General features: G+C 55.2%; 14 protein-coding genes and 1 pseudogene. 5 read left to right on the top strand and 10 right to left on the bottom strand.

Features of this window, described 5'->3' with window-relative positions; translation table 11 throughout:
* Both N8E88_RS23065 and N8E88_RS23060 read left to right on the top strand, forming a co-directional pair.
* Window positions 1-468 (top strand): MaoC family dehydratase, encoded by a 468-nt coding sequence (locus tag N8E88_RS23065; protein WP_262292625.1) that lies wholly within the window; start codon window positions 1-3, stop codon window positions 466-468.
* Complete coding sequence (locus N8E88_RS23060) at window positions 465-935, top strand: MaoC family dehydratase (protein ID WP_262292624.1); 471 nt, start codon at window positions 465-467, stop codon at window positions 933-935. Before N8E88_RS23065 ends, N8E88_RS23060 begins: the two co-directional genes overlap by 4 nt.
* Before the next feature lie 3 nt (window positions 936-938).
* On the opposite strand, the gene N8E88_RS23055 is transcribed toward N8E88_RS23060, so the two are convergent.
* The 5 genes and pseudogenes from N8E88_RS23055 to N8E88_RS23035 all read right to left on the bottom strand — a co-directional run bounded on the left by N8E88_RS23055 (window position 939) and on the right by N8E88_RS23035 (window position 6494).
* The gene (locus N8E88_RS23055; RefSeq protein WP_262292623.1) at window positions 939-1484 is read right to left on the bottom strand and encodes an adenine phosphoribosyltransferase; all 546 of its coding nucleotides are present in this window, start codon (window positions 1482-1484) and stop codon (window positions 939-941) included.
* A gap of 103 nt (window positions 1485-1587) precedes the next feature.
* Window positions 1588-2451 carry a cytochrome c1 gene (locus tag N8E88_RS23050; protein WP_262292622.1) on the bottom strand — a complete coding sequence of 288 codons (864 nt, stop codon included), beginning with the start codon at window positions 2449-2451 and terminating at the stop codon, window positions 1588-1590.
* Window positions 2452-2471: 20 nt separating this feature from the next.
* On the bottom strand, window positions 2472-3770 hold the full coding sequence (locus tag N8E88_RS23045) for a cytochrome b (RefSeq protein WP_262292621.1): 1299 nt from the start codon (window positions 3768-3770) through the stop codon (window positions 2472-2474).
* Between the two features lie 21 nt (window positions 3771-3791).
* Window positions 3792-4355, bottom strand: a complete 564-nt coding sequence (petA, locus tag N8E88_RS23040; protein ID WP_114430377.1) for a ubiquinol-cytochrome c reductase iron-sulfur subunit — start codon at window positions 4353-4355, stop codon at window positions 3792-3794.
* A 290-nt stretch (window positions 4356-4645) separates the two neighbouring features.
* A pseudogene (locus N8E88_RS23035) lies at window positions 4646-6494 on the bottom strand (ABC transporter ATP-binding protein).
* 36 nt (window positions 6495-6530) lie between these two features.
* Between N8E88_RS23035 and N8E88_RS23030 the strand changes: the two are divergent.
* The gene (locus N8E88_RS23030) at window positions 6531-7022 is read left to right on the top strand and encodes a tRNA (cytidine(34)-2'-O)-methyltransferase (RefSeq protein WP_262292620.1); all 492 of its coding nucleotides are present in this window, start codon (window positions 6531-6533) and stop codon (window positions 7020-7022) included.
* 48 nt (window positions 7023-7070) lie between these two features.
* Here N8E88_RS23030 and N8E88_RS23025 read toward each other — a convergent pair whose 3' ends face one another.
* The gene (locus tag N8E88_RS23025) at window positions 7071-8174 is read right to left on the bottom strand and encodes an ABC transporter substrate-binding protein (RefSeq protein WP_262292619.1); all 1104 of its coding nucleotides are present in this window, start codon (window positions 8172-8174) and stop codon (window positions 7071-7073) included.
* A gap of 220 nt (window positions 8175-8394) precedes the next feature.
* Entirely contained in the window at window positions 8395-8667 is a 273-nt protein-coding gene (locus tag N8E88_RS23020; protein ID WP_262292618.1) for a hypothetical protein, read from the bottom strand.
* A 155-nt stretch (window positions 8668-8822) separates the two neighbouring features.
* On the opposite strand from N8E88_RS23020, the gene hemF reads away from it, so the two are divergent.
* Entirely contained in the window at window positions 8823-9737 is a 915-nt protein-coding gene (gene hemF, locus N8E88_RS23015; protein WP_262292617.1) for an oxygen-dependent coproporphyrinogen oxidase, read from the top strand.
* A gap of 121 nt (window positions 9738-9858) precedes the next feature.
* Window positions 9859-10041, top strand: a complete 183-nt coding sequence (locus N8E88_RS23010) for a DUF1059 domain-containing protein (RefSeq protein WP_262292616.1) — start codon at window positions 9859-9861, stop codon at window positions 10039-10041.
* Here the strand turns inward: N8E88_RS23010 and N8E88_RS23005 are convergent, their stop codons facing one another.
* The 3 genes from N8E88_RS23005 to N8E88_RS22995 are packed head-to-tail and all read right to left on the bottom strand — an operon-like array spanning window position 10042 to window position 12574.
* A complete protein-coding gene (locus N8E88_RS23005) occupies window positions 10042-11313 on the bottom strand; it encodes a CCA tRNA nucleotidyltransferase (RefSeq protein WP_262292615.1) in 1272 nt (423 codons plus the stop codon).
* Complete coding sequence (locus N8E88_RS23000; protein ID WP_262292614.1) at window positions 11310-11951, bottom strand: CoA pyrophosphatase; 642 nt, start codon at window positions 11949-11951, stop codon at window positions 11310-11312. Before N8E88_RS23000 ends, N8E88_RS23005 begins: the two co-directional genes overlap by 4 nt.
* On the bottom strand, window positions 11948-12574 hold the full coding sequence (locus N8E88_RS22995) for a DUF1285 domain-containing protein (protein WP_410010605.1): 627 nt from the start codon (window positions 12572-12574) through the stop codon (window positions 11948-11950). The genes N8E88_RS23000 and N8E88_RS22995 overlap by 4 nt, the downstream gene beginning before the upstream one ends.
* Window positions 12575-12619 lie beyond the last annotated feature (45 nt).

The raw sequence follows: 12619 nt of genomic DNA, 5'->3' as shown, positions 1-12619 counted from the left end.
ATGAGCGAAGTCTTTCCCCGATACGCCTATGAGGATTTCACGATTGGCAGCGAATGGCCACTCGGATCAAAAATCGTAGAGGCAGAGGAAATTATCGAGTTCGCCAGCCAGTTCGACCCGCAGCCCTTTCATCTCGATGAGGCGGCAGGCAAGGCGAGCATCCTTGGTGGCCTGGCTGCGTCCGGCTGGCATACCGTCTCGATGTTCATGCGTATGCTGTGCGACGCATACCTTCTCGATTCCACGTCGCAAGGCGCTCCAGGAATTGACTATGTAAGATGGACACAGCCGGTCCTTGCTGGCGACACACTGACTGGAAAAACTACCATTCTCGACCGGCGCGTATCGAATTCGAAGCCCTCTTTAGGTTTCGTCAAGCTGCACCATTCGGTCTTTAATCAGGATGGTTTGGCTGTTTGCGAGCTGGAACATACCGCAATGTTCTCTCTAAGGGAGCCCGCCAAATGAACAGGATGGAACAGTTGGCAGGCGTCGAACGTGACCTTGGGACATATACGTTTGGGGCAGACGAAATAATTGCCTTCGCATCCAAGTATGATCCCCAGCGTTTTCACGTTGATCCGGAAGCCGCCAGGAAGAGCAACTTTGGCGCGCTTTGTGCTTCCGGTTGGCATACCACCGCCGTTTGGATGCGGCTGAATGTCGAGGACATCAGGAACGAGGTTAAATCGGCAATCGCACGCGGCGAACAACCTCCACAATTTGGCCCCTCGCCTGGCTTTGAAAAGCTTAAATGGCTGAAGCCGGTCTATGCTGGCGATACGATCCGCTTCACACGAACAATCAACAATATTCGCGCTCTGAAATCGCGTCCCGGCTGGTCGATGATGCAAATGTCGTCCGCCGCCTATAACCAGGCGGGCGATAAAGTACTTGAATTCGACAGCGCTGCGCTCATAGCCCTGCCTGACTAGGCTCTAGTGCCCTTCAAAGGCGATCAACGTCCGGACATTTACGCCGAGAGCTTCAAGTTTCCGGCGCCCGGCGAGATCCGGCAAATCAATGATAAAGCAAGCACAGACAATATCAGCGCCCATCTGCTGCAATAGCTTCACAGCAGCTTCAGCGGTGCCGCCCGTGGCAATCAGGTCATCAACGAGTAAGACCTTGTCACCCGGCACGATCGCGTCGCGATGCATCTCCATCTCGTCAACGCCATATTCGAGGCTATAGGCGATACGTACCGTGTCGTGTGGTAGCTTACCCTTCTTGCGAATGGGCACGAAGCCGGAAGAAAGCTGGTGTGCCATGGCGCCGCCGATAATGAAGCCTCGAGCCTCGATGCCAGCAACCTGGTCGACCTTGCCACCCGCATAGGGATGGACGAGTTCATCCACAGCTCGCCGGAACGCACGCGCATCACCAAGCAATGTGGTGATATCGCGGAACATCACCCCGGGCTTTGGATAATCAGGAATGTTGCGGATTGCTTCGACCAACGTCTGCTTCAGTGTTGAATCCATCGTGTATTCCTCCTGCCGTCCCGCAGCGCGCAGGCAATCTACCGCCTTGCACTCAAAAGAAAAGGGCGCAGCGCGCCCTTTTCGAATCCGTTATCCTCAACGCTCAATGTTCGACGTCGGCCCAAATTCTGCGTTTCGCCACGTAGACCAGACCGGCGAAGAGAACGAGGAAGACCATAACGCGGAAACCGGTCTTCTTGCGCTCTTCCAAATGCGGTTCTGCAGCCCACATCAGGAACGCTGCAATATCTTGTGAATATTGAGACAGGGTCTGCGGTGCGCCATCATCATAGGTCACCTGGCCATCCTGCAGCGGCTGTGCCATCGCAAGTGACTTCGCGGAGATAAAGTGGGGATTGTAGTGCGTGCCCTCGGGTATCTGCATACCTTCCGGCGGCGTTTCACCATAGCCGGTAAGCAGGGCGTGAATGTAATCCGGACCACCTTCCTGATACTGTGTAGCGATATCGAACACGAAGCGCGGGAAACCGCGTTCTACCGCACGCGCCTTCGCAATCAGCGAGAAATCGGGTGGAGCAGCACCATTGTTGGCTGCGGCGGCAGCCTGAGCATTTGGAAATGGCGACGGAAAGTAATCGGACGGCAGTGCCTTGCGGGTGAACATCTCGCCTTCAGCATTAGGGCCATCCTGCACTTCATATTCCGCGGCAAACGCCTTTACCTGTGCTTCTGTATAGCCCAGTTCTTCCAGCGAGCGGAATGCAACCAGCTGCATGGAATGGCAAGCCGAACACACTTCCTTGTAGATTTTCAGACCGCGCTGCAATTGCTGCTTGTCATAGTGACCGAACGGGCCCGCGAAGGACCAGTTCACCTCAGCTGGCTCCTTGATCGGGAAGTGCGTTGGCTCAGCCGCATTGTGCGCTTCTTCGGCGGCATTGGCGATACCGAATGCAAGCATGGTACCCAGACCGGCAGCTGCGAGACCAAGGACGATTTTTTTCATGTTTGAGCCCTTCACGATTCTCAAGCCCTGGTTTCCGAAGCGGCAGCGACACCAGCCGGATGGCCGCCACTCCTCGTTTTCGCAAGCACAGCTTCGGTGATCGAATTCGGCAACCGGCGCGGCGTCTCGATCAGACCAAGCAAGGGCATGATAACGATGAAGAAGCCGAAGTAATAAGCCGTTCCGAATTGCGAAAACAGCGTGTACAAGCCTTCAGCCGGGCGAGATCCGAGCCAGCCAAGCATGATTGCGTTGGCAATGAACAACCAGAAGAAGAGCTTGTACCAGGGACGATAGACAGCCGAACGAACCTTCGATGTGTCGAGCCAGGGTACGATGAACAGGATGGCGATCGAGCCGAACATGGTCAGAACGCCACCAAGCTTGGAATTGATCGGCCCAATGTTGAAGGTGATGGCACGCAGCATGGCGTAGAATGGCAAGAAGTACCATTCCGGAACGATGTGGGCCGGTGTCTTCAATGAGTCGGCCTGAATGTAGTTGTCCGGGTGACCCATAAAATTCGGCAGATAGAAGACGAAATACGCGAAAAGGATCAGGAACAACACCAGTCCGAATGCATCCTTGACGGTCGCATAGGGGGTGAAGGCAACGGTGTCTGTCTTCGATTTGACTTCGATGCCGGTCGGATTCGTTTGTCCGGCAACATGCAAGGCCCAAACGTGCAGAACGACGACGCCTGCAATCATGAACGGCAACAGATAGTGCAACGAGAAGAAACGATTGAGCGTGGGATTATCGACGGCAAAACCACCGAGCAGCAGCTGCTGGATTGGGTCGCCAATGATGGGAAATGCCGTGAAGAAGCCTGTAATAACGGTCGCACCCCAGAAGGACATCTGCCCCCATGGCAACACGTAACCCATAAAGGCTGTCGCCATCATCAAGAGAAGAATGATTACGCCGAGAATCCACAGAAGCTCGCGCGGCGCTTTGTAGGAGCCATAGTAAAGCCCGCGGAATATATGCACGTAGACAGCGAGGAAGAACATCGATGCGCCGTTGGAGTGCAAATAGCGCAGGAGCCAGCCGGAATTGACGTCGCGCATGATCTTTTCAACGGAGTTGAAGGCGAGGCCTGTGTCGGCAGCGTAGTGCATTGCCAGAACAACACCGGTCAAGATTTGCGAAACCAGCATGATCGCCAATATGCCGCCGAATGCATAGGCATAGTTCAGATTGCGTGGCACCGGATAGGCGACGAAAGAATCATAGACCAAACGCGGCAACGGTAGTCGCGCGTCGATCCATTTCTCGATGCCAGTGCTCGGCGTATAGGATGAATGTCCACCGCTCATGTCGTGTCTCCCCGTGGAACCTTAGCCGATCTTGATGACGGTGTCGGAAGTGAAAGTAAGTGGCGGGACTGGTAGATTTTCCGGCGCCGGGCCCGAACGAATGCGTCCGGCGGTATCGTATACCGAACCATGGCAAGGGCAGAACCAGCCGCCAAAATCGCCCTGCTGACCAAGCGGGATGCAGCCGAGGTGGGTGCAAACGCCGATCATCACCAGCCAGTTTTCCTTGTCCTTGGCAGCTGCACGGTCCGCATCCGTCGCCTGCGCATCGCTCGGCAGATTGGCGTTGCGCGCAATCGGATCCTTCAGCTGGCTCAGCTGGGTGTTTTTTGAATCGGCGATTTCCTGCGGCGTCCGGTTGCGAATGAAAACCGGCTTGCCACGCCATTTGACAGTCAAAGACATGCCTGGCTGAACAGCTGAAACGTCAACTTCGATGGACGAGACTGCCAGCGTCGATGCGTCCGGTCTCATCTGATCAATGAAGGGCCAAGCAAAGGCGCCCGCACCGACCACACCGGCCATACCTGTCGCAATATAGAGGAAGTCACGCCGTGTCGGCTCGGTCGTATCGTGTGCGCTCACGGGGCCTGTTCCTTTCCGAATAACAACGCAGCGGGAGAGTCCACATTGTCAGCACAATAGAAGACTGGCCCAAGAGCTGAGCCATGAGGAATCCCCAACATATGGCGTGGTTTCTAAGCATGTCGCTTGAGCTTGTCCAGTGAGACAGCGTCACAAGGGCAGGATGTCGCAGGGATAGACCTTGATCCCAATCATACCCCGCAAAGACTCCTGATTGCCTTGTTCAAGCCCGGCATAAATGCTGCCGGCTACGATGAGATCGCCTGTGGCCGATTCTATCTTCGATCGTATTATTCCGCAGCTTCCTGATCGTCGAGACCAAGGAAACCGCCTGATTGACGCGCCCACAATCCGGCGTAGATACCCTCGGCCGCAATCAGCTGTTCATGACTGCCACTTTCAACAATTTGTCCCTTGTCCAAAACGATAAGCCGGTCGAGCGCCGCAATGGTCGACAGCCGGTGCGCTATGGCAATGACCGTCTTCCCCTGCATCAGCCGATAGAGGTTGTCCTGTATCGCCGCTTCCACTTCTGAATCGAGCGCCGAAGTCGCTTCATCCATGATGAGAATAGGAGCATCTTTCAGCATCACGCGTGCAATGGCGATACGCTGGCGCTGCCCGCCGGAAAGCTTGACCCCGCGCTCGCCGACATGGGCGTCGAAACCGCGCCGGCCTTTAGGATCCGATAGGTCTTCGATAAAGCTATCGGCCTGGGCATTTTTCACAGCCTGAAGCATCATCTCTTCCGACGCATCGGGGCGACCGTAAAGGACGTTATCCCGAACCGAGCGATGCAAAAGTGAGGTGTCCTGCGTCACCATCCCTATTTGTGCACGTAGGGAGTCTTGCGACACCTTGGATATATCTTGGCCATCGATAAGAATCCGGCCGCTTTCCAGATCGTAAAATCGCAATAGCAAATTGACGAGTGTCGACTTGCCGGCACCGGATCGTCCGACAAGGCCGATCTTTTCGCCAGGACGTATATCCAGAGATAGACGATCTATGATGCCTGCGCCTTTTCCGTAGTGGAAGCCGATCGAGATCGAAGCTTATCGCCCCTGCTGTGACTTTGAGCTCCGGCGCGTTGGGGACATCGGGCACAAGTCGCGGCAGGGAAATGGACGTGATGCCGTCTTCGACAGTGCCGATATTTTCAAACAACGCTGACATTTCCCACATGATCCACTGCGACATGCCGTTAAGGCGGAGCACAAGACCAATACCCACCGCTACTGCGCCGACGGAGATCGCCGATCCGAGCCACAGCCAGATGGCAATCGCGCCTACCGAGAAGAGCAGCAGGCAATTCATCGCATAAAGCGAGAAATGAAAACTGGTCACCAGCCGCATCTGCCCGTGGACTGTATCTAAAAAGTTCTCCAATCCTTCGCGTGCATAACTCTCCTCGCGCTTCGAATGAGAGAAGAGCTTTACCGTGGCGATATTTGTATAGCTGTCGACGATCCGTCCGGTCATCGTCGAACGTGCATCAGCCTGTCGCTCGGAAATGACGCGGATTTTCGGAATGAAATAGCGAAGCAGTCCGATATAAATAGCGAGCCAGACAAGGAAAGGCAGCATGAGCCGCAAATCCGCTGCTGCCGCAATGATCAATGTTCCGGTGAAATAGACGATGACATAATTTAGGACGTCAAGCAGTTTCATAACCGTTTCGCGCACGGCAAGCGAGGTCTGCATGAGCTTGGTGGAAACCCGCCCGGCAAACTCATCCTGGAAGAACGTCATCGATTGGCGAATAAGATAGCGATGCACCATCCAGCGGATGCGCATGGGGTAATTGCCGAGCAAGGTCTGATGGATGATGAGCGAATCCACGAGTACGATGCCGGGCATGACGATCAACACGACACCGGCAATCAGCGCAAGCTTCCACCCTTCATCGGAAAGGAAGGTTTCGCGCGAATGATTGGACAGCCAATCGACGATATTGCCCATGAAAGCAAACATGGACACTTCGAGCACAGCAATCAGCGCCGTGCACACAGCCATGACGGCAATCCATGACCAAGCGCCTTGGGTATAATGCAGGCAAAACGCGACGAGCGATTTCGGCGGCTCAGCCGGTTCGGCCGCGGGAAATGGTTCGAGCCTCTCTTCAAACCAGCGAAACATTGTTAAACCTCATACATCGTCATTCCACGCCGACTCATGGAAGGCATCTCGTTGACCGAAGCATACACCGACTTACGCATTGCACTCTACCAACCAGATATACCTGGTAATGCTGGGACTATTCTGCGTATGGCAGCATGTTTTGGCGTCGCCGTTGATCTCATCGAGCCTGCCGGATTCGATATTTCCGATCGTGCGCTGAAACGCGCCGGAATGGACTACCTCGAACAAGCTGCCCTGACCCGTCATCCCGATTGGACACAGTTTGAGGAATGGCGGCTTCGTGAAAAACGCCGGGTTCTGCTTTTTTCGACCAAGGCGGCTGAGCCTTATACTCGTTTTAGTTTCACACCGGGTGATATTCTGATGTTCGGCCGCGAATCTGCCGGTGTTCCCGATGAGGTTCATCAGGCTGCCGACGCCAGACTTATCATTCCAATGGTGTCTGGCGCCCGCTCGCTCAATCTCGCGCTCTCCGCAGCTATCGCAACTGCCGAAGCGCAACGACAATTTTCTTTGCTCCGCTGATAATCCGCCGGCCGACCCGGCCGGCGGATTTGCCGCCAACTGTTCTGGTCAGTCGATCTGGGTGGACTTGCCGCCTTCCCATTTGTAGAAGACGAAAGCTGGCGTGTTCAGATCTCCGGTGCTGGAATAGCTGAGATCACCTGCTACAGTCGGGAACGCGTCGCCCGACTTGATCTTTGCCGCAACCTCGGATGGTTCAGCAGAGCCAGCCTTCTCAATACCTCCGGCAATCACTTGCAACGCAGCATAAGCATTGAGCGTAAATGCCTCAGCCGGAATGTTCTTGGCCTGAAGTGCTTCCACAACCTTTGCCGCGGCGGGATTCTTGGTTGGATCGGCACTGTTCGTGAACAGCGTACCCGCTGCTGCATCGCCGCCAATTGCCCAATATTCGGTGTTCGACAAGCCATCGGGGCCGATGATCTGGGCCTTGATTCCCTGGTCGTTCAACTGGCGGGCGATAAGGCCGCCCTCCGCATGGTAACCGCCGAAGTAGATCACGTCGGCCTTTTCAGACTTGATGCGTGTGATGAGCGCGCTGTAGTCCTTCTCACCGGCATTGATACCTTCGAAGACGACCTCGGTAACACCGCCCTTGTTGAGTACGGCCTTCAGACCGTTGGCAATACCGGTACCGTACGGCGTTTTGTCGTAGATGATCGCGATGCGCTTGTCCTTGAACTTGTCGAGCATGTACTTGCCGGCAACATCAGCCTGCTGGTCATCACGGCCGCAGGTACGAAACACTGTTTCGAGACCGCGTGTGGTCAGATCGGGAGTGGTGGCCGTAGGCGTTACCATGACGATACCGTTTTCGGCCAGAACATCCGATACAGGCATGGCGACGCCGGATGTCACTGGGCCCACGACGAATTTGATGCCCTCACCAACGACCTGGTTGGCAACCGAGACGCCCTGCTTGGGTTCTCCCGCATCGTCAAAGATCTTCGTTACGATCTTTTCGCCCTTGATGCCGCCTGCTGCGTTGATGGCTTCGGCAGCGCTCTCGACTCCATTCTTTACCTGCAAGCCATAGGCCGCGACGGGCCCGGTCACAGGTGCGATAATTCCGACGACGATGTCGGCTTTGGCAAACGACGTCATCGCCATGACAGCGGCCAACGCCACGCCAGAGATCAACGATAAGCGCATTATTTCCTCCTTGAATTTTCTTATGCGTCCGGAAGATTCTCCGGTGCTGGCAAAGTTCTACTGTCTTTGGAAATGGCTGTCAGCTGCGATCACTCGAAATTCCGCATAAATGGAAGAAAATCTGAAGAATTTTCAAAAATCGGGGTCGTTTCCGGCCGAAACAATCAAATATTTGAAAAAGAACATCAATTTTATTGTTGAATCGAGGTATTTCCTATTTTCAATCAGCGTTCGGCAAGCGGCGCATAGTGAATTCAATGATGTCGCCAGGACGCTCATACCAGCTTTCAATTTCGGTCCAATAAGCGGCTTTCGGATATTGCTCGAACCATTCGCGCGCCTTTTCGCGCGCCGCCAGACGCGGCAGTTTAAAGCTCTCGCGCACAAATGCACCGCGTTGCTGGCTGGGAGCTTCCCGGCTTTCCTTCAGTTTCTTTCGCAAACCGTCAAGCGGCGGTTTTGGATATTGCGATCGGGGCGCTTTGGAGACCATCTCGTATCCCTCACTGAACCCTACAAACGTAAGAGTAGGTGCAGCAAAGCCGGAAAACGAGTCATTTTTTTATGGATAGGCTGAATGAACAGCAGCAACTTCCTTTTGGCTTCAAGTGGATGTGATAATGTCCAGGCGAAAAAGGATTCTTTGCCATGGACCGTCCAGATATCCCCGCCGTACTTCCCGAAGCGCTCGATGAAAAGAAAGCTGAGGCGACCGCTTGGTTTGTGGAATTGCGCGACAAGATTTGCGCGAGTTTCGAGCAGTTGGAAGACGAGCTGGACGGACCGCTCTCGGACCGCACTCCAGGTCGCTTCAAGCAAACCCCATGGCAACGCGATGATGGCAAGGGCGGCGGCGGCGTTATGTCGGTCATGCACGGCCGCGTCTTCGAAAAAGTCGGCGTCCATACCTCGACGGTCCATGGCGAGTTTTCGCAGGAATTTCGCAAGCAGATACCCGGGGCTGACGAAGACCCCCGTTTTTGGGCGTCGGGAATCTCGTTGATCGCACATCCTCAAAGTCCGTTTGTCCCCGCCGTACACATGAACACGCGCATGGTTGTAACGACGAGGCAATGGTTCGGCGGTGGCGCTGATCTCACGCCGGTTCTTGATCGCAAGCGAACACAGGACGATCCGGATACGCTGGCGTTCCACAAAGCGATGAAATTCGTTTGCGACAAGCATTCAGCCGTCGCCGATCATGAGAAATTCAAGACATGGTGCGACGAGTACTTTTATCTTCCTCATCGCAAGGAGCCGCGAGGAACCGGCGGTATTTTCTATGACTGGCTACACTCCTCCGACGAAAACGGCGGCTATACGGCCGATTTCAATTTCACGCGTGACGTAGGCCGCGCCTTTTCCGTAGTCTATCCCTATCTCGTGCGGCAGAATTTCAATCACGACTGGACAGATGCCGACCGTCAGGAACAGCTTGTCCGCCGTGGCCGCTATGTCGAATTCAATCTGCTCTATGATCGAGGCACGATCTTCGGCTTGAAGACCGGCGGGAATGTCGATTCAATTCTCTCGTCAATGCCACCTACGGTCAAATGGCCGTGACATAGACATTTAGGGGATCAATCAGCCGCTTCATGCGTTATGCTAACTGCTGTGCGGCAAAAGGGGCCGCGCTTTTGTGGACAGAGCCGTATTTCTGCGTCCTACAACAGGGAGAGAAGGCATGAAAGAACTTCATTGCATTGTTCCCGGTTGCCAGTGGCATACACGTCACGACACCGAAGCTGAAATCATTCGCCGCACTACCGAGCATTTGCGTGAAACCCACGGTGAAACGGTGATCCGTGAAACAATGCTTGAAACAATCAAGGCGAATATCCAGCCGTCGAAGGGCCAGGCAGCCTGATCAGGCTTTTCCTGCATATTCAGGAATTTTGGCAAGCAGTGTATCGCGCTCGAGGGTAAAGCCCGAACTAATCCAGTCCTCCTCCAGCGCGCGCTGGACCTTGCCGATTTCCGGTCCTTTGTCGAGACCCGCAGCGAGTAGGTCGCTGCCGGATACAGGAAACTTCGGCCGCTCGTAGCTATCGAGATATTCGAGCAATTTGGATAGATGCCCGGCCCTCATCATCGCGGCGTTATCGTTGATCGCCTCGGTACGTGCAGAAACCAGGGCCAGACTGAGTCGATCTCGCATGCCTTGCTGGTCACTGCGGTAAAGTTGTTTCGCAAATCCGCTCTCGGAAATCTCCTGTTGCGGCATTGCGGTTTCTGCCCAAGCTTCGAGCCGTGCTCGCTCACTGTTGGAAAGTTTCAGCCGCGACGCCATTTCGGCGATGCGGCCGATTTGCGGGGGTATCATACTTGCCAGGCGCAAAAGCGGATCGACCTCCCAATCCAACTCCTGCTCGGTCTTTACCAAAGAGTGGATCGTGTCGATGCCCCATTTTTCACTTTCGGGCAAAACTGCAGTCAGGACGCCGGCTTGCCGCATCCATAACAACGCCCGCGAGGGATCGGGCGCGCTCAGCAATCTCTTGAGCTCCGACCAGATGCGCTCAGCCGAGAGCCGTGTCAGTCCATCTTTCAGACGGGCGCAAGCCTTCAATCCCTCGCTTTCAGGTCTGCCTTTGCCGTACCAGGCGAAAAATCTGAAGAACCGTAATATACGCAGATAGTCCTCGCGGATACGCTGCTCCGGATCGCCGATAAAGCGCAGCGTGCCGCTTTCGACATCCGCAAGCCCGCCAACGAGATCGACGATGGTGCCATCCGCCTCGACATATAGGGCATTCATGGTGAAGTCGCGCCGGTTTGCATCCACCTGCCAATCGCGGCCATAGGCAACTTCAGCATGCCGTCCATCTGTCTCGATATCAGCGCGCAAAGTCGTCACTTCGAACGGTCTCCCATGCGCAATAACCGTGATCGTGCCATGGTCTATGCCGGTCGGAACAGCCTTCAGTCCGGCATTGATCGCACGCTGCAAAGTCACCTCCGGCAAGCAGGTCGTAGCGATATCAATATCGCTAACCTTTTCACCCAAAAGCGTATTTCTTACCGCACCGCCGACAACGCGCGCAGCCTCGCCATCAGCGGCAAGTACGGCGAGCAGCTTTTGCAAGGACCCGTCTTTGAGCCACGAAGCAGTGTCGGCAATGGAAACAGTTGCGCTCAAGAATAAAGCCTTTCATAAAGTGTCCGGATGATGCCCGCAGTTACGCCCCAGATGAAGCGGTCGCCGAATGGCATCGTATAGTAGAACCGCTCCTTTTCCTGCCATATCCGGCTTTCGCGACCATGGTTGTCGGGATCCATCAGGAAAGACAAAGGCACCTCGAACACGTCGGCGACTTCAGCGGGGTTCAGGGTGAGTTCAAATGGCGGATGCACCAGCCCTAGTACCGGCGTGATCGAATAGCCGGTCGTGGTCAAGTAGCGAGGCAGCCGCCCGATGACCTCCACATGACGACCTTCGAGCCCGATTTCCTCATGCGCCTCACGTAGCGCCGCTTTCTCCGGCTCGTAATCGTCTTCCGGATCGATCGCACCGCCCGGAAAAGCGACCTGCCCCGAATGCTTGCGCATATTGGCGTTGCGCAGGGTGAGCAGTACGCTTGCCTCAGCGCCGCGATCCACAATTGGCACAAGGACTGCAGCGTCGCGCAGGGGATTTGCTGCGATCAACGCATCAAGTTCAGGATTGAGCAAATGATCGCCGTGATCCCGGTCCAACGTTTCACTGCCCTTGAACGCCACGCGTTGCGAAAAGGCGCGGGCCGAAAAACCCTCGTGCGGGGACTTGGTCAGACTCATTGGCTCTGCTTTTCCAATTCATCTGATGGCATGATCGGGTACACACTTCCCTTTGATCGTACCGCGAACATGGGCTTTCCGTCGATGACGATTTCCTCCCCACGGCTAACCAGCTCGTACATCACTGGCCGTGCCAGCAGCGCCTCGAGACGGCCCCGCACCAAGAGGTAGGGCTTTAGTCCACCGTTGACTTTATCGATGACAAATCGCAACGGATTGATGGTGCCCACCTCGACGACATCACCAACATTTGTGCGCAGCGTCATGACCTGCGCATCACCTTCGCCTGCGACATCAAGTTCAACCGCCAAAAAAGGTGCATCCTCGACGCGGATCCCCACCTTTTCGACTGGTGTCACGAGATAGGTCCGTCCGTCGGCGTCCTTGCGCAGGACCGTGGAGAAAAGACGCACAAGCGCCGGACGGCCAATCGGCGTGCCCATATAAAACCAGGTACCATCAGCCTTGATCTCCATGTCGAGATCACCGCAAAAATCGGGATTCCATTTGTCGACAGGTGGCAGGCCTTTGCTTGGTGCAGCGGCACGTGAGACCAGGGCTTCGAGCCCTGCTGTATCCCGTGGAGTGTCCTCTGGTCCTGCCATGGCTTGCCTTTTTTCCATATACGTCACGAAATAGTCAACGTTGGACCGCTTGTCAGCATGTCA

The organism is Phyllobacterium zundukense, from assembly GCF_025452195.1.
GTDB lineage: Bacteria > Pseudomonadota > Alphaproteobacteria > Rhizobiales > Rhizobiaceae > Phyllobacterium > Phyllobacterium zundukense_A.
This window is presented reverse-complemented; position numbering and strand designations above follow the sequence as displayed.

Bases quoted from the DNA above. Each gene is read 5' to 3' on its own strand.
- N8E88_RS23065 (WP_262292625.1), top strand. From the start codon at position 1: ATGAGCGAAGTCTTTCCCCGATACGCCTATGAGGATTTCACGATTGGC.
- N8E88_RS23060 (WP_262292624.1), top strand. From the start codon at position 465: ATGAACAGGATGGAACAGTTGGCAGGCGTCGAACGTGACCTTGGGACA.
- N8E88_RS23055 (WP_262292623.1), bottom strand. From the start codon at position 1,484: ATGGATTCAACACTGAAGCAGACGTTGGTCGAAGCAATCCGCAACATT.
- N8E88_RS23050 (WP_262292622.1), bottom strand. From the start codon at position 2,451: ATGAAAAAAATCGTCCTTGGTCTCGCAGCTGCCGGTCTGGGTACCATG.
- N8E88_RS23045 (WP_262292621.1), bottom strand. From the start codon at position 3,770: ATGAGCGGTGGACATTCATCCTATACGCCGAGCACTGGCATCGAGAAA.
- N8E88_RS23030 (WP_262292620.1), top strand. From the start codon at position 6,531: ATGGAAGGCATCTCGTTGACCGAAGCATACACCGACTTACGCATTGCA.
- N8E88_RS23025 (WP_262292619.1), bottom strand. From the start codon at position 8,174: ATGCGCTTATCGTTGATCTCTGGCGTGGCGTTGGCCGCTGTCATGGCG.
- N8E88_RS23020 (WP_262292618.1), bottom strand. From the start codon at position 8,667: ATGGTCTCCAAAGCGCCCCGATCGCAATATCCAAAACCGCCGCTTGAC.
- hemF (WP_262292617.1), top strand. From the start codon at position 8,823: ATGGACCGTCCAGATATCCCCGCCGTACTTCCCGAAGCGCTCGATGAA.
- N8E88_RS23010 (WP_262292616.1), top strand. From the start codon at position 9,859: ATGAAAGAACTTCATTGCATTGTTCCCGGTTGCCAGTGGCATACACGT.
- N8E88_RS23000 (WP_262292614.1), bottom strand. From the start codon at position 11,951: ATGAGTCTGACCAAGTCCCCGCACGAGGGTTTTTCGGCCCGCGCCTTT.
- N8E88_RS22995 (WP_410010605.1), bottom strand. From the start codon at position 12,574: ATGGAAAAAAGGCAAGCCATGGCAGGACCAGAGGACACTCCACGGGAT.